Genomic DNA, 21,831 nt, shown 5'->3' with positions numbered 1-21,831 from the left:
ATATAATATATTCGGATATGAAGGAGATTTTAAAAATGGCAGAATTCAAAGAGCAAGTATTAGATATTTTAGAAGAAGTATGTGAAAACGATATTGTGAAAGAAAACTTAGATGTTCAATTATTTGAAGAAGGTATTCTTGATTCTTTCGCTGTAGTATCTTTATTAGTAGAATTCCAAGAGCGTTTAGAGATTGAAGTTTCTATTTCTGATTTTGACCGCGATGAGTGGGCTACACCAAATATGGTTATTAAAAAGTTGGAAGAAATCCGATGAACAAAGTAAAATTTGGTCCGATGCTTTTAGCATTGGCCCTTTTTGCTGTATTCTTACTTATTCCTACGCGCTTCCTACTCCCACTTTTAAGTGATGAGAAAGTAGAACAAGCTGCGACTTCTTTAAAAGAAGAAAAGATTCAAAGTATGATTTTACAGCAAAAGATGTTAGCAGACCCGAAATATCTTCCGATGTACGGTTCATCGGAATTCGCACGTATGGATGCTTTCCATCCATCGAATTATTTCAAAGTAAAGCCTGAAGGGTTCACACCATTCTTACTTGGACGCGGCGGAACACAAGACCTTGTACATGTATTAAACTTCGCATCTACAATGGATCAATTGAAAGATAAGAAAATGATATTCGTTCTTTCTCCGCAATGGTTTGTACCACAAGGTATTGATGAGACACATTTTGCACCTAACTTTTCAAAACAACAAGGTTACCACTTCATTTTCAACGATGATTTAAAACCTGAAATGAAAAAACAAATTGCAAAACGCTTATTAAACTTTGAGATTGTTAAAAAAGAAACTTTATTAAAAATTTCACTTGAAGGTATCGCCTACGATGATACAAAGTATAAAGTAAAAGCACTTGCTGCTAAACCTTTCGCTTATATTTATCGTAACATTCTAGATCGTAAAGATTTATTTACAGTTATGTTTAATATTAAGCCGCATAAAGAAAAGCTTGACCCATCATTGAAACAAATGAACTGGGAAGAAGCTCGTAAACATGCTGATCAAACAGGTGCAGTAGAATCAGGCTCTAACGAATACGGTATCGAAGATGATTACTTCAATAGCAAAATTAAGAAGAAATTAAAGCAACGTGAAGGTTACTTAAAAAATGATGCTTATGACCAATCACCAGAATATGAAGATTTACAAATTGTACTTGATTTATTAAAACAATCTGGCGCAAAACCGCTCTTCATTTCTGTTCCTGTAAAAGGTCCTTGGTATGATTACGCTGGCTTCCCGAAAGAAAAACGCGAATTATACTACAATAAAGTTCATGAGCAAATTAAGCAAGCTGGCTATCCAATTGCTGATTTCTCAAATCATGAATATGATAAGTACTTCTTAAAAGATCATATGCACTTAGGTTGGAAAGGCTGGGTTTACATCGACGAAGCTATCCAACAATTTTATAAAGCAAACTAACGAAAAGACCGCTTGAATTATTCAAGTGGTCTTTTTCTATATACACCTTGTAATTGTTCAATTACGTTCTCTGCTTCTTTCATGACACGTTTCACTACGTGCTGAGCTGATTCCGTTCGTGCTAATGATGATGCTTGTCCCGCCCAAAGCGACATATACTCTTCCTTATTTTGCTTCGCTGCTTCTTGACGTATTTTTGAAGTTAATACGTTTTGCACTGGATACATCGGTAAATTCTCTTCTCTTCCTTCATGTTTCTCTATAAATTCATTACGAATACCCCGTGCATATTTCCCGGAAAACGCACGGGTTACCGTTGTACTCGTATCTGTACTATGTAAAATCGCCTCTTTATACACGTCATGCGTAATACTTTCTTCACTCGTTAAAAAGGCTGATCCCATTTGAACAGCTTCTGCCCCTAACGCAAATGCCGCAACAAGCCCTTGCCCATTCATTACACCACCTGCTGCAACAATCGGGATATGAAGTACTTCCGCTACTAATTGCGGGATTAATGCAAATGTACCAATCATCGCATCTTGTTCTTTCCCAATAAACGTTCCTCTATGCCCTCCTGCCTCACTACCTTGCCCGACGATAATATCTACCCCTAACTTAGCAAGTGCTTTCGCTTCCGCTACATGGGTAGCTGTTCCGATAACTTTTATCCCTTCCTTTTTCAAATCATCTATTTCTTCTTTTTCTAACGTTTGAAATGCAAAACTAACGACTGGTACCTTTTCCTCTAATAATACTTGTAATTGTTCTTTATAGCTTTTTGGAAGTTTTAAAGTCTTTTCTTCTTCTATACCTAATTCTCTATTCACTCCACTAAGTAATACTTTCGCCTCGTTTACCTTCTCTTCTTCTATCTGTATCTCTTTCGTTAAAAGTAAATTAACACCGAAAGGCTTATTTGTTAGTTCCCTTATTTTATAAATCGCTTCACGGATTTGTTCTGGGCTCATATATCCTGCTCCAAGCGTACCTAATCCTCCGCTATTACTCACAGCTGCAACAAATTCTGGCGTTGTAATCGCTCCTGCCATACCTGCTTGAATGATCGGATACTTAATTTGTAATATATCTATTACTCGACTTGTAAACATCATTTTCCCTCCTACTTTCCCTATACCTTCTTTATATGACATGCTTTCCCCTTCTTTTACAAGGATTGAACTTTCGCTCAAGCGAATATATTGAAAGAGAAGGAGGCTGAGAACAATGATTTATCCAAATGCGTTACAAAAAGGTGATACAGTAATGATTATTGCACCGTCTGGCCCACCAACACTTGAGAATGTATTAAAAGGTGTGAACGTATTACAAGAGATGGGTTTATTTGTAATAATTGGAAAGAGCGTTTATGAAAAGTATGGATATTTAGCTGGAAGTGATCAAGTTCGTCTTGATGATATACATGAAGCATTTACAAATACTGAGGTCAAAGCAGTCTTTTGTGCACGAGGTGGTTACGGCAGCGCTCGTCTCCTCCCTTACATTCAATATGAAATCATTCAACGGAATCCAAAGATTTTTTGGGGATATAGCGATATTACGGCTTTACATACTGCCTTTTCACGTTATGCAGAGCTTGTAACTTTTCATGGTCCAATGATTGAAGAATTAGGAAAAGGTATAGATTCTCTCTCTTTATCTTCTTTCAATCAACTATTCCATCCGTATTCATCTATCTTATATGCATCAGAATGTATCGTACCTACCTCTCCATGTACAGTTACAGGCACATTAGTTGGAGGGAATTTAACTGTGTTAACAAGTATAATTGGCTCGCCCTATGAGATAAATACGTCAAATAGACTTTTATTGCTTGAAGATATTGGTGAAGAACCGTACCGCATTGACCGGATGTTAAATCAACTACTTTTATCTGGACAGTTTAATGAATGCAGTGGCGTTATTTTTACAAGTTGTCACGACTGCAACCCTTCTAAGCCATCTCAATCATTGCAAACAATATTATATGAATATTTCATGCCATATAATATACCTGTGTTATTCGGTTTACCGATTGGACATATAAGTCCAAATATCGGTATTCCCCTCGGAGCTACAGCAACAATAAATACAACTAACAAAACTGTTTCTATTTCTTCTGGTATAGCCACTCCATGTTCAAATTAAAAAGGAAAAGCTGCTAAGCTTTTCCTTTTACTTATAATAATTAAAGATTCGTCCTGATGCTATCTCTGCAATTTCTTCTGGAATAAATGTTTTACTCATATCTGTTCCAACATTTAATACAGCTGTAGCATCTTTCTCGATGCTACCCAATAATTCTTTTCCACGTATCGTAATAAGGGGTGTCCCTTCTGGCAACACAGCTTTTACAAATTCCAATTGTGTAAAGAATGGAACAATCCATCTACCCTCTCCTTGGAAATGACGTAAACGAAGTGTGCCTTCTGTTGCCCCGTCCTCTGCTTCTAATGAACCAGCAACATAAAACTCCGTTGTTAAGAGCAATTCATAAAATTCCTTTTGCTTTTGTTTATCATCTCCTGCTAAAACGAGTACTTCTTCTATTTTCTTTACTGGAATTTGCTTCATATGATGACACCCCTATTTTCAAAATGATTATACTTAGATTATACGAAATATTCTTATTTTTTTCTACATAATTCTGCAATTATTTTATCGAAATAGTTTTTAATATTTCTTTCGCCGTCACACTAGCAGCAAATTCATCATGCAAGTTTAAAAGCGTCATATTGTGAATATCCTCTGCGCTATACTCTGTGCCATCTGGACCGATGCGGTTAAAAGTAGCCGTCGCGTCACTCACTACATACGTTGTAAATCCTAAATTACCTGCCATCCGTGTTGTCGTCTCTACACAATGATTTGTCGTTAATCCTACAACTACTAAAGAAGTATAATCTTTTACTCGTAATATCTCTTCTAAATTTGTCCCAATGAACGCACTGTTAACAACCTTTTGAATAATAATCTCACCTGGTAATGGCCTCACTTCTTTTTTAAAACGTACTGTTTCTGCATCTAGATGAAACATTGACTCCACATTTTCTTTATTCACATGCTGAATATGAATAACTAGTAATTCTCTTTTTCTCCATTCTTCTAACAAAATTTTCATATTTTCTTCCGCAAAAAGGTTATTCCTTGTGCCCCAGTACGGTAAGTTAAATGCTTCCTGTACATCAATGATTATAAGTGCTGCGTGATTAAGCATATTATCCTCCTAGTTAATTGGGCTGTAATTGAAACAGAAAACCAAGTTGCTGTGACGCAGCAATAAAACAAATATAGGCACAAAGCTCTACAATTTCTTTTTCAGTCCAATATTGTTTTAATACATGAAACATATTATCATCTATCGCCTTTTGGTTATGAACAAATGCATGTGCAAAAGTAACGGCTACGCTAATTTCTTCTATCTTTTGTATATCATCCGGCTTTCCCTTTGCCATACAGTACGGACATTCATTCCCAAACGCTAATGTTCTTCTTACTTGCTCCTTTAACTCTGCGGAAAGGGTCCCTGTACTATACAGTGTATTCTCTAACGTACTCCACGAATTTAATATATCCGGATTATGCCCTAATAATTTTTGAAACTTTGTATCTCCTATATTTGATAATATAATTCTCTCCATCATTTCCCCTCCTATTTCCCTCTTTTTTATTGTAAAATAAATAAAGCTCACTTTACATTTCATATGAATCTTAATTTATAATTTTCCTTTACAAAAATTATCATTTTACTGGAGGTATATTTACAAATGCAATTAGACCGTGTTGATCGAAAAATTTTAAATGAATTATATAATGATAGTCGCCTTTCGATGCGCGAATTGGCAAAACGAGTAAACTTATCCGCTCCGTCTACTACAGAGCGTGTTCGTAAACTTGAAAGTGAAGGAATTATTCAAAAATACACAATCGATATCAATTATAAAAAAGCAGGACTTGTTTTAGATTGTATTTTAGAAATCACTTTAAAAAATGGTGATACAACACGTATGCAACAGTTTATTCAGTCTTATCCATCTGCAAGTTTTTGTTACCGAGTAACAGGAAGCTTATGCTACATTGTAAAAATCTCTGTTCCTTCACTCGTTGAACTTGAAGAATTTATCAATGATGTTTCTTCATATGCAACGACAGTTTCTCATATCGTATTATCAGAAGTAGCTCTTACTCCGGATATTGAACATATCTTCCCAGAAGATTAATTCATCTTTATTCACAAAAAAGAGTAAAAACCTCTTACATTGAGAATAAAAATGATATATCATGTATTAAAATACACAAAGTTCGAGAAAGGGGCTTTACATTGAAAATCTGGTTTTATGAAAAAACGGCACAATTAGATGACTTGCTTGGTATTTGGGACAATGTTCCGACCATCCCTCGAATTGGTGAAAAAGTTGAACTTCTAAAAACCGTTCGGATCGTTACAGATATTAAATACGTGAAAAATGGAAATAACTTCCGTGTAGAGATTATTACAAATTAAAAAGCAGCTCTCCTTTTCATACTGGAGAGCTACTTTTTCATGGCCTATAATCCGCCTTTTTTATAATAATCTTATCTTCTTCTACAGCTATTGTTACATACTCATTTTCTTCTAACTTGAGCTGGTTGACAGCCTCATCTGGCAGTTCCACCGCCATCAATCTATTCGTTAGTATAACTTGGCTATACATTTCATTTTCACGTGATGAATTCATCACTTTTTCTTCATTTATTAAGCGAAGCGGTGGCACACCTACTTCTTTTACAGTACGCCATTGTTTCCAAGTAAAAGGAATTAACCATAATAAACCGATAATCGCAAGACCAATGCCGATCCATAAATTACTTTGTGCTTGTAATTCAGTAATCGAGATTGCGTCACTTCCATCTCCACCTACAAATTGCATACTCGTTGCAATCAAATTATTTAGAGCATGCACAGCAATATTCGTCCATATATTTTTTGTCTTTATGTATAGAAGGCACATAATAACACCGAACATGAAAGCACCGATAACATCAAAATGGCCTAGTCCAAAAATAAGAGAGGATATAATAACTGCACGTTTAATCCCCCATTTGTAAGCCATTCGTTGTAAGAAAAAACCTCTAAAAATAACCTCTTCCATTATTGGGGCTAATACACATGCTGAAATGAAAGTAAATATCGTCATGTATATGTTACTCGTATTAATTACATTTCCATCTTCTAACATAGTAACTAAGAAATTTGGTACAGTATGTGCTAAAATATAAAATTGAATTTGAGATATACCGACTGAAAAAATTATTCCCATTATCGTTGCTAATACAATTAACCCCCAATGTAAACGTCCGGGTTTATCAAAAAAACTTTTAAAAACAACATTATTTTTACTTGTTTTTAAATATAGCCACAATAGTGGAAATGCGAAAAAGATTGATATTTGTGACAGGAACTCTATCGTATTGTCAGAAGCACCTGATAAAGTTAATGGAATCATCGTCAGGAACATCCCTATAATCATCCATCCAAAAAAACTACGTAGCCTTATACGTGAAAATGCATATTGCATATTGAACACCTCCAGAGATGATATAAAGTGAAACTTTAATCAGTGGGGGTTTTGTTCATCCCCCACTGATTATTAGTTGAACCAATCGGGCTTTTACGGGCAGTTGATCTCCCACCTAACTTCTTTGCTCCAGCCGAATTTTTGGGTGGGAGTTTTACTGCCCGTTAATGCGGGATAAAGTGAAACTTTAATCAGTGTTTTATGGGTAGCCCTTCTCCCACAAATGGCCGAATAACTAAATTATAATATGAATATAGTTGAAAATCTTCCTATTTTTCTCAAATAATTTCGGACAACATATTTATTAAATTATATAATAACGACCTTATTTGATATACGATATCGATGTTCTTCAACTTAGTTACAATTATATTCCTAAGTAAATATGTATTTGCCACACTTAAAAACTATATAAATCAAAAAAATTTGGTTAATAAAAATCCCCGTTAACACGGGGATTCTTTCTATTATAATACGTCACGTTTTTGGAATAATACACTTGATGCTACAAGTAATACAGCAAAGTATGCAACTACAAGTAATAATGAAGTTGTAAACGTAAATTCTGTAAATGGTGGTTCTACTCCGCCACTTACTAATTTATTGCTGTCGTAAACACTTAAATTTAGATGGAAAAACACCACAAATTTCGCTACACCTTTTGCAAACATTATTAGCACCATATTAATTGCTCCTTGCAAGAAAAATAGGAACAACGTAATAATTAATGGTAATACAGACTTTCTAAATACGTTTGCTAAGAAAAAGGCAAGAGTTGCAAAGAAGAACGGTGAAAGTACTTGATATAAAATGGACTTCATTATGATTCCTAACGTTAATTCTGTTTTACTACCATCCATTACAATCCCACCAATAATCATTGCGATTAACGTGCTAGCAAATATGATAAATAATATAGTAAGTAACACTGTAATATATTTAGAGAACAAAACTATAATTCGTTTTCTCGGACGGATTAATAACTGCTTAATTGTACCTTTTTGAAACTCATCAGTAATTGTACGAGAAGCAATCGTAATTCCAAAAATTGTTGCAAACAAGGTAATTAAACCAATATCTGAACTTACAAAATCTAAATATGATCCTTTAAACTCATGTCCTCCTCCCCATTTCAGCATCGCTAAAACTCCCAAAATCTCCAATGCTGCAATTACACCTATTAAAATGTACATACCTTTTTTCGCATGTAACTTCAAAAATTCATTTTGAATTAATTTAAACATTACGCTTTCACTCCCCCTGTAATCGCTAAGAATTCATCCTCTAACGTTTTATTTTGAACAGTAACACCGTATACGAGTACATCAGCATTTACTAGCTCTTTTACAATTTGCGGAATCCCTTCTTTCATTATAGGTGTCACAATTACATTCCCTTGTTCCTTACCTTTAATGATTTCATTTGCTTTCTGAACTTGATCTACTTCAAACGCTACAACTACCGTTTCATCATGCTTCGCTTGTTCATGTAAGTTATACTCTTGCACAAACTCACCTTGCTTTATAATAACGACGCGGTCACACATTAATTCAATTTCACTTAATAAATGACTTGATACAATGACTGCAATATTTTCTTCCTTCGCTAATCGTTGTAAATAGTCACGAATTTGGCGAATACCAGCTGGATCTAATCCATTTGTCGGTTCATCTAAAATTAATATTTTTGGTTGGTGAAGTAACGCTTGTGCGATTCCTAGGCGTTGTTTCATTCCAAGTGAATATGTTTTCACCTTTTTATGAATGGCATGCTCTAAATCAACAAGCTTTATAATTTCAGCGATACGCTCTTTACTAATTGGGGTAATTGCCATGTTTGCAAACTGCTTTAAGTTTTGCATTCCTGTCATATAATCATATAGCTCGGGATTTTCTACAATCGCTCCAATTTGCTCTAGCGCCTTTTCACGCTCTGTGCGAATACTATGGCCACAAATTGTAATATCACCTTCTGTCATCGAAATAAGACCTGTCATCATACGAATTGTCATCGTCTTACCACTACCGTTCGGTCCAAGGAACCCGTATACTTCTCCTTCTTGAACCTCAAATGATAAGCCCCGAATAATTTCTGTCTTACCAATCTTTTTTCGAACATTTTCTAATTTCACTACTACGTTTCCCAATGCTGACTCCTCCTTTAGACTTCTAGTTTTTTGTCGATGATATAAGCAATTACATATACTAGTAAGGCACTAACAATTATCATAAAACTTATATTAAACATATTAAATCCATTTTCTTGAAACATATCAATAAACAGATTGTCACTTTCACTACGATATTCTACTCTTCGCAACCCTTGGAAAGCTGGAGCTAATTTTCCTAGCAATGTTGTCACTAAAGTAATCGATATACTTACTATTAGAGAAATAATGACAATCATTATATTTTGTATCTTCTTCTTCTTAGTAAGCAATTTAACGAGAGTAACTGCTAATAAAATTTGTAACACCGCAAATGAAAATTCAAACAAATCACTCATTGTGTATATTAAATTATTTATTATACCTGCTTGCATAACCTCTTTTGCATCTATATATACATACGTCGTAGGAAATGCTAATACATAACCCACATAGAAAAGAATTCCACATATTCCATACCATATAGCCATTACAATAAAAAAGAAGATAAGGATAGAAAAAACATATTGTTTCCCAGATATCGCTGTAACCCGTAGCAATGGATTTGTTAGTAAACGTGAACACGACTTCATCGTTTGTAAAAACATATACAATACATAAAATATGAAGATCATAATAATAAATCCGAATATCGCTTCTTGTTTTATCACAGCTGTTTCACTCTTTTTTACAATCATTTGTGAAAATAAAATCGCTTCAATTAACACAAAAATTAAAAAAGTAACAATATATTTTTTCTTATTCACATTCCATAAATAAGAAAGTAACGACTTCACTTACTAAACACCTCCTTAAACAATTCATGAACTGCTTTCCCTCTCTGAAAACGTAACTCTTCCACATTTTCATACAATACAATTTCTCCATCTTTTAAAAAGATTACTTCATCAAAAATATTTTCAACTTCATTTATTAAATGAGTTGAGATTAGTATCGTACAATCTTCTCTATAAAATTGTAGAATGAGATCCAATACGTGCTCTCTAGAAACGAGATCAATCCCGCCAAGTGGTTCATCCAGTACGTATAACTTCGCTTTTCGAGAAAACGTTAAAATAATTTGAAGCTTTTCAACCATACCTTTTGATAATGCTGTAATTTTTTCTTCTAATGGTATTTTAAATTCCGCAATCGTATCTACTGCTTTTTGAATATCAAAGTCTTTATAAAAATCTCTATAAAAGAATAATGCATCTTTTACAGTCATCCAATCATCAAAGACTGGCTTATCAGACATAAATGAAACGATTTCTTTCGTCTCTAACCCTATTTTTTTACCGTTAATTGCTATGCTACCTTCTGAAGGATGTTGCAAGCCTGCAATCATTTTCAATAACGTCGTTTTCCCGCTCCCGTTATCTCCAACAAGCCCAACGATTTTTCCTTCTGTAATCTCTATGTTTAATTCCCGGATCACCGCTTTCAATCCGTATCGCTTCCATAGATTCTCTATTCTTAATAGCTCTGTCATTCGTTCTCCTCCCTTTTCTTATTTAATGAAGAACGAAGAATTGAAAGAATTTCTTCTTCTGAAAAACCTAAATTGTCCATTCCATCTATAAAAGAATGAAGTAATTCTTTCGCCATATCTTTTCGCAGCTCCATAATTTTCTCCCCTTCATTCGTTACATATCGCCCCATTCCTCTACGTGTTACAACAACTTCATCCCGTTCTAGCTCTTGAAATGTACGTTGAATCGTATTTGGATTTACTTGCAATTCACTCGCTAATTCACGTACGGAGGGAATTTTATCACCAGACAATAAATGTCCTGTTACAATTTCCTTTTTTATGCATTCCATTACTTGAATGTAAATTGGTGTGTTTGGAGAAAACTCGATTTTCATTTTCCCCCTCCTGTCTTAGTGTGTTAGTTAAATAGTACACTAAGACAAATTATATGTAAATACTTACAACATAACTTCCTCGTATTCGCCGAATTTCGAGGTGGGAGTCTTACTGCCCGCAAATAGCGGAATAAAATGTAATAAAAAAGCAGTGTAACTTTTCGTTACACTGCCTTCCTGTAATAAAATACAGGTAAATCTATGCTAATTATAGTTTCAATCGTTTGAATTCACATATAACCTTTTGCGAAATTTATTTTCCTTTTACTTGAGTTAGCACAGATTTAAACGTATTAATAACTGTATCTACTTCTTCATAACTAATTGTAAGGGATGGTTCAATACGAATTGTTTTTGAGTTAATTAATGTTCCCGCAACAAGAATTCCTTGATCAAACATCGCCTTTGACACTTCATAACCAATCTCGTCTTTATGGAATTCAATCCCAATCATTAAACCTTGACCACGAATTTCAAAGATTTTATCTTCGTGCCCTGCTGCTGCTTGTTTCAATCCATTCAAGAAATACTCCCCAACTTCCATAGCTCGTTCCGGTAATTTCTCTTCCAATAATACATGGATTGTTGCAATTGCAGCAGCACATGCAAGAGGATTTCCTCCAAATGTTGTTGTATGCATAAATGGATTTTCAAACCAACTTTTGAATACATCTTCTTTCGCAACAATAGCTCCCGCCGGCATTACACCTCCACCAAACGCCTTCGCAAGACAAATAATATCCGGCACTACATCATATAATTCTGCAGCAAACATTTTTCCTGTACGTCCCATTCCAGTTTGTACTTCATCAAAAATAAGGAGTGATCCAAACTCATCACAAAGCTCTCGTACTTGTTTCAAATAATTTTCTGGAGGTAAAATAATACCGCCCTCTCCTTGAATTGGTTCTAAAATAACTGCTGCAACATCTTCTCCTACTAATGCACATGTCTCAAATGTTTTTCTCATCATATCAATGTCGCCAAATGGAACGTGACGAAAACCCGGAATCAATGGTAAGAATGGCTTACGGAACATTCCTTTTGCCGTTCCTGATAAGGAACCAAGACTCTTACCATGGAAGGCACGAGTTGTAGCAATGAAAGTTGTTCGTTCACTATACATTTTTGCTAGTTTTAATGCTGCCTCCACACTTTCTGTACCACTGTTTGTAAAGAAGGAATATTTCAAATCACCCGGTGTAATATCCGCTAAAATCTTTGCAAGCATTGCTCGAAGTGGATCCAGTAAATCCTGACTGTGCAATGCTTGACGTTTTAATTGATCTGTCACAGCTTTTACCACTTTCGGATTACGGTGACCAACATTATAAATTCCAAATCCACCTAAACAGTCAATATATCTTTTACCGTTAATATCCATGAAACAAGATCCTTCATCTGACCATTCTACTGCTGCAAATTGTCCATCTTTTGTTACTGTTTTTCTATAAGCAAGAAAACCAGGGTTTACATGCTCTCTAAATCCATCTACTGTTTCTTTTTGAATCCAGTTCGCCTCTTCTTCAGTAACCTTTTCTTTTTCAATTAACTGTAGTACTTTCGTAATATACTCATTTATATTTGAACCTTTTACATCTTTCTCATTCAATTTATTTTCTACGTTCGTTCCCATCTATTTCACTCCTACATTTTTTTTATTTGCAAACCAGCCTATTGGTTCTACTTCTAGATTTATATTAATCTGCTTAATTTCTTGAAATTCTTCTAAACCAAACGTTCCTAGACTACGACCTATACCACTTTGCTTATATCCGCCCCAAGGTGCCTCATTGTATGTTGGATGATAGCTATTAATCCACGTAATTCCTGCGCGAAGTTTGCGAATCACACGCATTGCTTTTGCACCATCAACTGTAAATACCCCTCCAGCCAAACCATAGTCTGTACCGTTTGCCAACTCAATTGCTTCCTGTTCGTCTTTAAATTTTTGAATTACTACAACAGGACCGAAGATTTCTTCCTGGACAATACGCATATCAGGTTTTACATTGACAAAGACTGTTGGTTCAATAAAGAAACCATCACCTTTTCCATCCTCCATTATTCGTCTACCTCCGCAAGCAACGTTTGCACCTTCGTCTTTCCCAATTTCAATATAACGTAATACTTTTTCCATATGTTCTTGACTTACAAGTGGCCCCATTTCTGATTCTGGATTATCACCAGGCCCAACGTTAATTTGCTGTGCTCGCTCTACAAAACTATTAACAAATTTATCATAAATCTTTTCTTCTACAAGGATTCTTGATCCTGCTGAACATACTTGTCCGCTACCTGCATAAATACCGAATAGAGCATAATCAATAGCGGTCTCAAAATCTGCATCTGCAAAAATAATATTTGGAGATTTCCCTCCAAGTTCTAACGAAATCTTTTTCATATTATCTGCCGCTGTTCTCATAATGTGCTTACCTGTTTTTGTTCCACCTGTAAAGGAAATCATGTCCACTTTATTACTCGCTGCAATTTCATTTCCTACTATTGGACCGGCCCCCATTACCATATTGGCAACACCTTTTGGTAGCCCTACTTTTTCAAGGATTTCGAATAGCTTTGTTGCAGTGATTGGTGTCACTTCAGAAGGTTTAAACACAATTGTATTTCCAGCTGCTAAAGCAGGTGCAATTTTCCATACACTCATCAATAGTGGATAATTCCATGGAACAATTAATCCACAAACACCAACTGGCTCTCTTACAACCATCGCTTGCATCGGATCGGCTACATGATATGTTTGACCATCTGGCTTTGTAATCAATCCGGCATAATAGCGAAAACAAGCCGCTGCATCTCCAATATCTCCTTCTGCCTCACGGTACGTTTTCCCATTATCCATTGTTTCAAGGTATACTAATTCTTCTATATTTTTATCAATTTCATCTGCTATTTTAAATAAATATGATGCCCTTTCAGCAGTGGATGTTTCTGACCAAATTCCACTATCGAAAGCCGCTCTTGCCACTTCTATCGCGTATTTTGCATCCTCAATCGTTCCCTCAGGTGCATATGCTATACCCTTGCCATTCGCAGGGTTAATAATCGTTCTTTTCTCTTGATTACTAGAATCTATCCATTCACCGTTTACATACATTTTTAAATCTAGCACTATATTGAATCCTCCTTTATCGATCGTTTATATATTTATAAGCAAATTTCATGCCAATATTTAAAATTCAAAGGAATCATACATAAAGTGAAACTTTAATCAGTGGGGGTTTTGTTCATCCCCCACTGATTATTAGCCCTCACCAATCGGGCGTTTACAGGCAGCAGGGCTCCCACCTAACTTCTTTGCTCCACCTGAATTTTGAGGTGGGAGTTTTACTGCCCGCAAATAGCGGGATAAACTGACTATTTTCTTAAAAACAACAAATAATTTATGCATTTTCGCATACACTATTCCATTTTGCATAAACCGGAACGTTAATCATTTCCGCTACCGCCTTCACGACCCCGGACTTGAACTCTAGAGAATATGTACATGCTGGGCGCACACAAAAAGGAGAAGTCTATGTGACCTTCTCCTTTTTTAGGAATAAGAGATGATATCAGCCGCTATCCCTTTTTCACTAACAATTTTTTGATATTTACGACTCACTGAAGATTGGCTGATTCCAAGAGCTTTTGCAGCCCTAGTCGTTGTTTTATACTGCTTCATTGCAAGTAAAATCAATTGTTCTTCTACAGAATGTAGTGCTTCTTGTAATGGTAATACTCTTGTAATAACTGGTTTTGATTTTTTAAAGTCATAACCAGGTGTTAAAAACTTACTAACAAACTCCGCTTCAATTACTGGATCGTCTGCTGATACGACTAAACGTTCAATCATATTTTGTAATTCACGTACATTTCCTGGCCATGAGTAAAACTCTAGTAAGCTAAGCGCATCTGGAGTTAAATGATAATTTTTATTATATTTTTCATTTAACTGTTGCAAGAAATGAAAGGCAAGTACCGGAACATCTTCCATTCGCTCTCGTAGAGAAGGAACTCGCAACGGAATTACATTTAGGCGATAAAATAAATCTTCACGGAATGTTCCAGATTCCACCATCTTTTCAAGACTCTTATTTGTAGCAGCAATAATTTGTACATTTATTTTCGTAGGTATTGTACTTCCAATAGGAATTACTTCTTGTTCTTGCAAGACTCTAAGTAATTTCACTTGCAAATGTAAAGGCATTTCTCCAATTTCATCTAAAAATAAAATACCTTGATCAGCCCGCTTAAAATATCCTTCTTTTCCATTTTTATCGGCTCCTGTAAAAGCACCTTTCGTATAACCAAATAGTTCACTTTCTAACAAAGTTTCTGGAATTGCACCACAATTTAATTTTAAGAATGGCTTTGAAGACCGGTTTCCAAGTTGATGAATTGCCTGAGCAATTACTTCTTTTCCGACGCCAGATTCTCCAGAAATAAGAACATTGGAAGAAAAATCTGCTATTTTTTTAGCTTGGTTAATAATTTGCTCCATTTTTGGACTACAGTAAATAAGCTTCTTAAGAAAACGATCTTTATTTTTAAAGTCATCTAACTCCTTCTTATATCGCTCTGATATCTTCTTTATTTCATGTAATTCCGTCTTCAATCTCGTCGCTTCGGTAATATCCCTTGATGCAATAATAATACGATGAAGCTCTCCGTTTTCATTAAATACAGGGTTTCCAACTGCTAATATTTTTCTTCCGCTTTTTGTTTCTTGTACAACTGATACCTTTTTTTGTTTTTCCAACACTAATCGCGTAACAGATGGACTAAATAATCCTTTCTTTTCTAAGTCTAAAAGATTTTTTCCTAAAAGGTCTTTCAAATTACTCCCCCAAAAATCATTGATAACAGTTTCACTATAACGAATTAATTCCCCTTTATGATTAACAACTAATATTTCATCATAAATACTAGACAAGATTGCATGTAAATCTTCATTTAAATCCTTTATATATTCAATTTCCATCGCCATGTCCTCGACCATCGGCAAATCTTGCACAATAATAACCATTCCTTCAATACTTTGATCAAAGTTTGGAATCGGACTATAGTCAACTAATACACCCATCTCATTTGTGATTTGTAATTGATTCAAGATCGTTTTTCCCGTTGTAAATACGTTATTAATGTGCTCTTCATTAAAAATCAGTTCTGCTGGTACATTCATAACTTTTTCAGGAGTCGATTTAATCATCTTCAAACCAGACTCATTGCAATTTACAATTTTCTTTTCACGATCTACTACAAAAATCCCCATTGGAATAGACGTTAAAATAATTTTCAATATATCAACACTCTGATTTTCTTGTTTAAATAGTTCTGCAAAAACGTCCTCTCTTCTTATATATCCTGTTAGCTCATCCATTTCATTTTTTACTATCGCAATCGGCGCTCCAATAATTTGAAAAAGAGCTGTTAAAGAAATATCTTTACTAAGATGACATATTGTATCTAGTGAAACAGCATTTGAAAGCAATACCTTAGAAGTTAATCCCTTACTATTTGATAGCAGATCCTTCACATGAACGTATGCAAATAATTTCTCCTCTCTTTTTAAAAATAGAAAAGATTCTTTTATATTTTTAACATCTATATTCCATTCCTTTTCAGATTGATCGATAGATAGAGAAACAATAGGTCTAATTTTTTTATGAGCAATGGAAAACATGCTGCTATTCCTCCTTTGAACTATATAATTTGTATTGTATCATTAAATGCAGATTTTTTTAATTAATCTGAAAATAAAGCATTTTTTTCTTTACTTAATAAAAAAAGGAAGATGAACGCCTCCATCTTCCTCATTGTTCTATTATTAATCACTACCATTAACGAAAAGATCTTCTTGAATATAAGCTAATACCATGCCTGGAATTACTTTATCTCCTGCCTCTACTTCTAAAGATTGAACTTCTCCACTACATCCCATCTTAATTACTTCCAGTTTACCATTCATATCTTTAATAGAGAATAATGGCTCCCATTCATAAATTCGAGAATCCTTATTAATAGACACTTTTTCAATTATTCCATAACATGGGCTCGTAATAATATCATAATACACAATCAATCATCCCTTTCTTTTATTCTATTAATATTGTTCTTCTAACCTTTGTGACTGAAGAATCATATAGAAAAAGTTTTGAAGCTCTTCTATATCTTCTACCTCAATTCCTAGCCTTGGTGCCCAATATTGTTCCTCTCCAATATCTTCTTGACTTAATAAAACCATTCTCCCATTTTGAATTGAGGTAACCATTGCTTTTCCAAGAAACTGTTGCGAATACGTAACAGCTATATCGTAACGATGACTATTCGACAAAATGCAATAATAGCCGATTTGTTGTCTCTCCACTTCTTCTAATAAAATATCCAGTTTCATTTGGTCCCTCCTTTAGGTTAAAAATGCAACTAGCATATTAGACGTAATATTTCTACAACTTCGCAACCACCTTCAATGAAATGATTTTCAAGTTCAACTGTATTTGTTTTCTGCTTGGATTACGACCATAACACCCCGCTTTTATATTTTTACTAATTGTACAAAGCAATAATTGTGCCAAAAGAAAATACCATGTTGACCATCATTTATCAGCCATCCTCCCTAGACTTGCCCCTCTTCCTTATGAATCGTTGAATGAATTATGCAATACTGCATGATTGCCCAATCTTCAAAGCAAAAAACATCGGATCCATTCCCGATGTCTTTTTCTTTTTTATCCCGCTATTTGTGGGCAGTAAAACTCCCACCTCAAAATTCGGCTGGAGCAAAGAAGTTAGGTTGGAGCCCCGCTGCCCGTAAACGCCCGATTGGTGAGGGCTAATAATCAGTGGGGGATGAACAAAACCCCCACTGATTATAGTTTCACTTTATATTTCCTGTACTTCTTCAAAATGCATTTGCGGAGGAGCTGAACGAAACATGTTCGTAATATATAGAAGGTACCCAATTCCAATAGCAGCCCAGCAAAGTCCCAAAATAAGTGAATGGATATTGAGGTTAAACCATAGTACTGCTACAGTAGCAGCACCCAAAATAGGCATAACTAGGTAATTTAAGAAATCTTTTATCGTTTTATATCTTTTTTTCTTGATTATATAGTAAGAAATCACAGACAAATTAACAAATGTAAATGCAATAAGCGCTCCAAAGTTAATAAGAGATGCTGCTGTTTCTAAATCAATGAATATAGCGAAGAGCGAAATAATTCCTACAAAAATAATATTATATACTGGAGTTCGCCAGCGAGGATGAATGTACCCGAATATTTTCTTCGGAATTACATTATCTCGCCCCATTACGTATAATAACCTGGATACACTTGTATGAGAAGCTAAACCAGACGCAAGTGTCCCCATAAGGGTTCCTACTAAAAAGAAAGCTTGAAATAATTTCCCACCAACATATAGTGCAATTTCTGGAGATGCTGATTCTTGATTTTTAAATACAGATGTATCTGGAAACATAGATTGTGTAAAATACGTAGTAGTAATGAATAAAACTCCACCGATTAAAGCAGTAAGAAAAATAGCTCGAGGAATTGTTTTCTTCGCGTTTGGTGTCTCTTCTGAAAATGTAGTTACTGCATCAAAACCTAAAAATGAGAAACAAAGAATTGTTGCACCTGCAACTAACGGTGATATTTGTATATCTGATTGAAAAAACGGCTGAATGGAAAAAACTTCTCCTGTTCCCTCTCCCGCTAATAAGCCTTTTATAACTAGAAAAACAAATACGGCCATTACTAACACTTGAAATATTACTAAGAACGTATTGAAATTAGCAGTAACATTTACGCTAATCATATTTATTAATGTAACAAGGAGAACAAAGCCAATGACCCATACCCAACTAGGAACACTTGGGAAAAATGCTGACATATAAATTCTCGTTAATAGTGCGTTCACCATCGGTAGAAACAAATAATCCAATAACGCGGACCATCCAACAAGAAACCCAAGCCTTGCACTAATTGTCTTCTGTGTATACGTATACGCTGATCCAGCGGTAGGAAAAACCTTTACCATTTTGCCGTAGCTTGCAGCGGTAAACAACATCCCCGCTAATGCAATAAGATAAGCTCCTGGAACATGACCACCCGTTTTTTCAGAAACGATTCCAAATGTATCAAACCCAACCATCGGTGTCATATACCCGACCCCTAGCATAACAATTGACCAAAGCCCTAATGAACGTTTTAAACCAACTACTTTTCCCACCTATCATTCCCCCTACTTTCTCTATCTAATTTCCATTTAAAAATCGACAGTTAAAAGGAAGCGTTTTCAATTAACTGTATATCACACCGGATATTACCTCCCTTTTCTTTACTTTTTAAATATTCATGCAATTTTCAAGCCAAAATTTCTAGCATTTAAAAATTCAATAGTAAAAAGAACGTATAGGTGGAGTTGGGTCTCATTTCTTCTCATTTTTTATTCATTTTGGCATAAGTTATTCAATCTCTCATACGGCTAAATATGAAAAATAAAACTTTAATCCTTGTTTTTTTATTCCCACTTCCTCAAAAATTGGGCTTTTACAAGATTAAAATATTTCCATGAAATAATAACATTATGTAAACTATTCATAGCAAAAAAGCTGTCTTTTCTATAAAGACAGCTTTTTCTATAACACTATATTAAAAATTGAATACGAAGTCATCGTCTGCTAACTTTTCAACATTCGTTGCTTTTACGTAACCATTTCCTTTTACAGAGAAGAAGTCATGGTTTTTCGTATCTGTACGTAAACCATTTAAAACGATTGGGTTAATTTCTTCTTCCTCAAACTTCGGCTCAAGTCCTAAGTTCATAAGTCCTTTATTCGCATTGTAACGAACGAAACGATTTACATCCTCTACAAGACCGATAGAAGTATAAATTTCTTCTGTGTATGCCAATTCAATTTCATACAGTTCCATTAATAACTCTTGCGTTTCCGTTTGTACTTCTTGTTGCTCTTTTGCAGAAAGTTCTGTGAAGATTTGTTGTGCTAAAATACCAACGAATACGCCGTGAATTGACTCGTCACGAATTATTAAGTTAATAATCTCACCACTTGCCGTCAATTTGCCTTGACCTGCTAAGTAAAGTGGATAGAAGAACCCACTATAGAATAAGTAACTTTCTAAGAACACACTTGCTACCATTGCCATGTATAACTCTTTTTTCGTTACTTCAGGCTTTAATAAACGACGATAGTAACTAGTAACAATACCAGCTTTTTTCTCAAGTAATGGATGGTTATCTACCCATTCAAAAATATCATCAATTTCTTCTTCAGTAGCTAACGTTGTGAAAATATGGCTGTAACTCTTCGCATGTACTTCTTCCATAGCGCCCATGAAAGCTAATACACTTTTCGCTTGTAAATTTTCAAGATGAACAAGTACAAGAGGCATCCCTTCGCCGCCTTGTTTCGTATCTAAAAGTGTTAAACCACCTAATACACGCTTATAAGCAATTTGCTCTTCTTTTGATAATTGTGCCCAAGTATTTTTGTCAGAAGACACTGCGATTTCTTCTTCTGTCCAAAACTGAGCGATGTTTTGCTTCCAAAACATTAAACTAAAATCATCTTCTTTTTTGTTCCAGTTTACCGCACGCATTAAATCGCCCCTTCTCTAAATAAACATAAAAAATTGATAACTAAGCATGAGCAGGGTTCAGAAAAACCCTGCTCATAATGTCTCACTTTTTATATTAAACGGTACAAGCCACGCACTCTTCCACGCTTAATTTACGTGTTCTCGTATAATAAAGACTCTTCAAGCCTTTTTTATGTGCATAAATGTAGTAACGTGCTAACTCACGTGTTGAAATATCACTATTAACATAAAGAATGGTACTAATTCCTTGGTCAATATGTTCTTGAACCTCTGCGATTAAATCAATTAATTTAAACTGATTCATATCGTAAGAAGATTTATAGTACCAGAACGTATCTTTTGATAAATACGGCATTGGATAATATGTTGTCGCATTCGCATACGTTCTTGATTCAATTTGACTTACGATTGGCATTACGCTTGAAGTTGCATTTTGAACGTAACTGATCGATTGTGTCGGAGCGATTGCAAGACGATATGAGTTGTATAAACCATTCTTCTGTACTTGCTCTTTTAAACTTGTCCAATCTTCTTTTGTTGGAATATGAATTCCTTCAAATAATTGCTGAACTGTTTCAGTTACTGGGCTGTAATCTGTTGTTTCATACTTTTCAAAGTATGTGCCGTTTGCATAATCAGACTTATCGAAGTCTTTAAATGTTTCGCCTTTTTCTTTAGCAATCTCCATACTTTTCTCAATCGAGTAGTAATTTAACATCATAAAGAATGTACGAGCGAATTCTTTCGCTTCAGCACTTTCATAAGCGATTTTATTTTTTGCTAAATATCCATGTAAGTTCATTGCTCCAAGTCCAACTGAATGAAGCTCATCATTTGCTTTTTTCACAGTTGGGGCATTCGGAATGATCGTCATATCAGAAACAGCTGTTAAAGCTTCCATTCCCGCATGAACTGCTTCACGAATTTCTTTATTTTCCATTACGTTTACGATATTTAACGATCCTAAGTTACAGTTAATATCACGGCGGATAATGTCTTCTGTACCGTAATCATTTATTTCAGAAGTTTCTTGAAGCTGGAAGATTTCTGTCTCGAATGTTCAACCGAGTTCGCTACTCCTCAGTCCGTTGCTCATGCAACTGCTGTATGTCACCATACAGGACAGACTATATCATCACCTACAGCATTACCTGGTTAGGTGCTCCGCTTTTCGAGCGCCAATCGCTT

Annotated in this window: 23 protein-coding genes; 5 read left to right on the top strand and 18 right to left on the bottom strand. The window is 35.0% G+C overall.

Annotation, left to right across the window (positions count from 1 at the left end):
* Positions 1 to 35: 35 nt before the first annotated feature.
* Both dltC and dltD read left to right on the top strand, forming a co-directional pair.
* Positions 36 to 275 carry a D-alanine--poly(phosphoribitol) ligase subunit DltC gene (gene dltC, locus NSQ47_RS01770; RefSeq protein WP_002011622.1) on the top strand — a complete coding sequence of 80 codons (240 nt, stop codon included), beginning with the start codon at positions 36 to 38 and terminating at the stop codon, positions 273 to 275.
* Positions 272 to 1,447 (top strand): D-alanyl-lipoteichoic acid biosynthesis protein DltD, encoded by a 1,176-nt coding sequence (gene dltD / locus NSQ47_RS01765; protein WP_002158703.1) that lies wholly within the window; start codon positions 272 to 274, stop codon positions 1,445 to 1,447. The genes dltC and dltD overlap by 4 nt, the downstream gene beginning before the upstream one ends.
* A gap of 17 nt (positions 1,448 to 1,464) precedes the next feature.
* Here dltD and NSQ47_RS01760 read toward each other — a convergent pair whose 3' ends face one another.
* Positions 1,465 to 2,601, bottom strand: coding sequence for an NAD(P)H-dependent flavin oxidoreductase (locus tag NSQ47_RS01760; protein WP_341035938.1), 1,137 nt, complete (start codon positions 2,599 to 2,601; stop codon positions 1,465 to 1,467).
* Between the two features lie 73 nt (positions 2,602 to 2,674).
* On the opposite strand from NSQ47_RS01760, the gene NSQ47_RS01755 reads away from it, so the two are divergent.
* Positions 2,675 to 3,595, top strand: a complete 921-nt coding sequence (locus NSQ47_RS01755) for a S66 peptidase family protein (RefSeq protein WP_016104270.1) — start codon at positions 2,675 to 2,677, stop codon at positions 3,593 to 3,595.
* A gap of 27 nt (positions 3,596 to 3,622) precedes the next feature.
* Here NSQ47_RS01755 and NSQ47_RS01750 read toward each other — a convergent pair whose 3' ends face one another.
* The 3 genes from NSQ47_RS01750 to NSQ47_RS01740 form a co-directional block, all read right to left on the bottom strand.
* Entirely contained in the window at positions 3,623 to 4,021 is a 399-nt protein-coding gene (locus tag NSQ47_RS01750) for an SseB family protein (protein WP_002158706.1), read from the bottom strand.
* Positions 4,022 to 4,100: 79 nt separating this feature from the next.
* On the bottom strand, positions 4,101 to 4,664 hold the full coding sequence (locus NSQ47_RS01745; protein ID WP_341035937.1) for a cysteine hydrolase family protein: 564 nt from the start codon (positions 4,662 to 4,664) through the stop codon (positions 4,101 to 4,103).
* Positions 4,665 to 4,677: 13 nt separating this feature from the next.
* A complete protein-coding gene (locus NSQ47_RS01740) occupies positions 4,678 to 5,091 on the bottom strand; it encodes a carboxymuconolactone decarboxylase family protein (protein ID WP_195743212.1) in 414 nt (137 codons plus the stop codon).
* Positions 5,092 to 5,214: 123 nt separating this feature from the next.
* Between NSQ47_RS01740 and NSQ47_RS01735 the strand changes: the two genes are divergently transcribed.
* Together NSQ47_RS01735 and NSQ47_RS01730 are read left to right on the top strand one after the other, a co-directional pair.
* Positions 5,215 to 5,667: an Lrp/AsnC family transcriptional regulator gene (locus NSQ47_RS01735; RefSeq protein ID WP_002011610.1), complete on the top strand. Its 453-nt coding sequence runs from the start codon at positions 5,215 to 5,217 to the stop codon at positions 5,665 to 5,667.
* 101 nt (positions 5,668 to 5,768) lie between these two features.
* Positions 5,769 to 5,951: a DUF3913 family protein gene (locus NSQ47_RS01730; RefSeq protein ID WP_000707108.1), complete on the top strand. Its 183-nt coding sequence runs from the start codon at positions 5,769 to 5,771 to the stop codon at positions 5,949 to 5,951.
* A gap of 37 nt (positions 5,952 to 5,988) precedes the next feature.
* On the opposite strand, the gene NSQ47_RS01725 is transcribed toward NSQ47_RS01730, so the two are convergent.
* The 14 genes from NSQ47_RS01725 to NSQ47_RS01660 form a co-directional block, all read right to left on the bottom strand.
* The gene (locus tag NSQ47_RS01725; protein ID WP_341035935.1) at positions 5,989 to 7,005 is read right to left on the bottom strand and encodes a CPBP family intramembrane glutamic endopeptidase; all 1,017 of its coding nucleotides are present in this window, start codon (positions 7,003 to 7,005) and stop codon (positions 5,989 to 5,991) included.
* 467 nt (positions 7,006 to 7,472) lie between these two features.
* Complete coding sequence (locus tag NSQ47_RS01720) at positions 7,473 to 8,249, bottom strand: ABC transporter permease (protein WP_341035934.1); 777 nt, start codon at positions 8,247 to 8,249, stop codon at positions 7,473 to 7,475.
* Positions 8,249 to 9,151: an ABC transporter ATP-binding protein gene (locus NSQ47_RS01715; RefSeq protein WP_341035933.1), complete on the bottom strand. Its 903-nt coding sequence runs from the start codon at positions 9,149 to 9,151 to the stop codon at positions 8,249 to 8,251. Before NSQ47_RS01715 ends, NSQ47_RS01720 begins: the two co-directional genes overlap by 1 nt.
* A gap of 14 nt (positions 9,152 to 9,165) precedes the next feature.
* On the bottom strand, positions 9,166 to 9,948 hold the full coding sequence (locus NSQ47_RS01710) for an ABC transporter permease (protein WP_341035932.1): 783 nt from the start codon (positions 9,946 to 9,948) through the stop codon (positions 9,166 to 9,168).
* The gene (locus NSQ47_RS01705) at positions 9,945 to 10,643 is read right to left on the bottom strand and encodes an ABC transporter ATP-binding protein (protein WP_341035931.1); all 699 of its coding nucleotides are present in this window, start codon (positions 10,641 to 10,643) and stop codon (positions 9,945 to 9,947) included. Before NSQ47_RS01705 ends, NSQ47_RS01710 begins: the two co-directional genes overlap by 4 nt.
* Complete coding sequence (locus NSQ47_RS01700) at positions 10,640 to 11,020, bottom strand: GntR family transcriptional regulator (RefSeq protein ID WP_002158714.1); 381 nt, start codon at positions 11,018 to 11,020, stop codon at positions 10,640 to 10,642. Before NSQ47_RS01700 ends, NSQ47_RS01705 begins: the two co-directional genes overlap by 4 nt.
* A 253-nt stretch (positions 11,021 to 11,273) precedes the next feature.
* On the bottom strand, positions 11,274 to 12,656 hold the full coding sequence (locus tag NSQ47_RS01695; RefSeq protein WP_341035930.1) for a putrescine aminotransferase: 1,383 nt from the start codon (positions 12,654 to 12,656) through the stop codon (positions 11,274 to 11,276).
* Positions 12,657 to 14,150, bottom strand: coding sequence for an aldehyde dehydrogenase family protein (locus NSQ47_RS01690; protein ID WP_002158716.1), 1,494 nt, complete (start codon positions 14,148 to 14,150; stop codon positions 12,657 to 12,659).
* 423 nt (positions 14,151 to 14,573) lie between these two features.
* The gene (locus NSQ47_RS01685) at positions 14,574 to 16,703 is read right to left on the bottom strand and encodes a sigma 54-interacting transcriptional regulator (RefSeq protein ID WP_341035929.1); all 2,130 of its coding nucleotides are present in this window, start codon (positions 16,701 to 16,703) and stop codon (positions 14,574 to 14,576) included.
* Positions 16,704 to 16,847: 144 nt separating this feature from the next.
* Positions 16,848 to 17,096 (bottom strand): hypothetical protein, encoded by a 249-nt coding sequence (locus NSQ47_RS01680; RefSeq protein ID WP_078173247.1) that lies wholly within the window; start codon positions 17,094 to 17,096, stop codon positions 16,848 to 16,850.
* Positions 17,097 to 17,123: 27 nt separating this feature from the next.
* Positions 17,124 to 17,414 (bottom strand): SAV0927 family protein, encoded by a 291-nt coding sequence (locus NSQ47_RS01675; RefSeq protein WP_002202687.1) that lies wholly within the window; start codon positions 17,412 to 17,414, stop codon positions 17,124 to 17,126.
* Positions 17,415 to 17,902: 488 nt separating this feature from the next.
* Positions 17,903 to 19,252: an APC family permease gene (locus NSQ47_RS01670; RefSeq protein WP_215581044.1), complete on the bottom strand. Its 1,350-nt coding sequence runs from the start codon at positions 19,250 to 19,252 to the stop codon at positions 17,903 to 17,905.
* A gap of 422 nt (positions 19,253 to 19,674) precedes the next feature.
* Positions 19,675 to 20,643, bottom strand: a complete 969-nt coding sequence (gene nrdF / locus NSQ47_RS01665; RefSeq protein WP_002064394.1) for a class 1b ribonucleoside-diphosphate reductase subunit beta — start codon at positions 20,641 to 20,643, stop codon at positions 19,675 to 19,677.
* Between the two features lie 94 nt (positions 20,644 to 20,737).
* Positions 20,738 to 21,688, bottom strand: a complete 951-nt coding sequence (locus tag NSQ47_RS01660; protein ID WP_306292130.1) for a ribonucleotide reductase — start codon at positions 21,686 to 21,688, stop codon at positions 20,738 to 20,740.
* Positions 21,689 to 21,831 lie beyond the last annotated feature (143 nt).

This window comes from Bacillus sp. FSL R10-2780 (genome assembly GCF_038006125.1).
GTDB classification, from domain to species: domain Bacteria; phylum Bacillota; class Bacilli; order Bacillales; family Bacillaceae_G; genus Bacillus_A; species Bacillus_A cereus_U.
This window is presented reverse-complemented; position numbering and strand designations above follow the sequence as displayed.

Coding starts and splice junctions, on each gene's coding strand:
- dltC (WP_002011622.1), top strand. CDS start 36: ATGGCAGAATTCAAAGAGCAAGTATTAGATATTTTAGAAGAAGTATGT.
- dltD (WP_002158703.1), top strand. CDS start 272: ATGAACAAAGTAAAATTTGGTCCGATGCTTTTAGCATTGGCCCTTTTT.
- NSQ47_RS01760 (WP_341035938.1), bottom strand. CDS start 2,601: ATGTCATATAAAGAAGGTATAGGGAAAGTAGGAGGGAAAATGATGTTT.
- NSQ47_RS01755 (WP_016104270.1), top strand. CDS start 2,675: ATGATTTATCCAAATGCGTTACAAAAAGGTGATACAGTAATGATTATT.
- NSQ47_RS01750 (WP_002158706.1), bottom strand. CDS start 4,021: ATGAAGCAAATTCCAGTAAAGAAAATAGAAGAAGTACTCGTTTTAGCA.
- NSQ47_RS01745 (WP_341035937.1), bottom strand. CDS start 4,664: ATGCTTAATCACGCAGCACTTATAATCATTGATGTACAGGAAGCATTT.
- NSQ47_RS01740 (WP_195743212.1), bottom strand. CDS start 5,091: ATGATGGAGAGAATTATATTATCAAATATAGGAGATACAAAGTTTCAA.
- NSQ47_RS01735 (WP_002011610.1), top strand. CDS start 5,215: ATGCAATTAGACCGTGTTGATCGAAAAATTTTAAATGAATTATATAAT.
- NSQ47_RS01725 (WP_341035935.1), bottom strand. CDS start 7,005: ATGCAATATGCATTTTCACGTATAAGGCTACGTAGTTTTTTTGGATGG.
- NSQ47_RS01720 (WP_341035934.1), bottom strand. CDS start 8,249: ATGTTTAAATTAATTCAAAATGAATTTTTGAAGTTACATGCGAAAAAA.
- NSQ47_RS01705 (WP_341035931.1), bottom strand. CDS start 10,643: ATGACAGAGCTATTAAGAATAGAGAATCTATGGAAGCGATACGGATTG.
- NSQ47_RS01700 (WP_002158714.1), bottom strand. CDS start 11,020: ATGAAAATCGAGTTTTCTCCAAACACACCAATTTACATTCAAGTAATG.
- NSQ47_RS01695 (WP_341035930.1), bottom strand. CDS start 12,656: ATGGGAACGAACGTAGAAAATAAATTGAATGAGAAAGATGTAAAAGGT.
- NSQ47_RS01685 (WP_341035929.1), bottom strand. CDS start 16,703: ATGTTTTCCATTGCTCATAAAAAAATTAGACCTATTGTTTCTCTATCT.
- NSQ47_RS01675 (WP_002202687.1), bottom strand. CDS start 17,414: ATGAAACTGGATATTTTATTAGAAGAAGTGGAGAGACAACAAATCGGC.
- nrdF (WP_002064394.1), bottom strand. CDS start 20,643: ATGCGTGCGGTAAACTGGAACAAAAAAGAAGATGATTTTAGTTTAATG.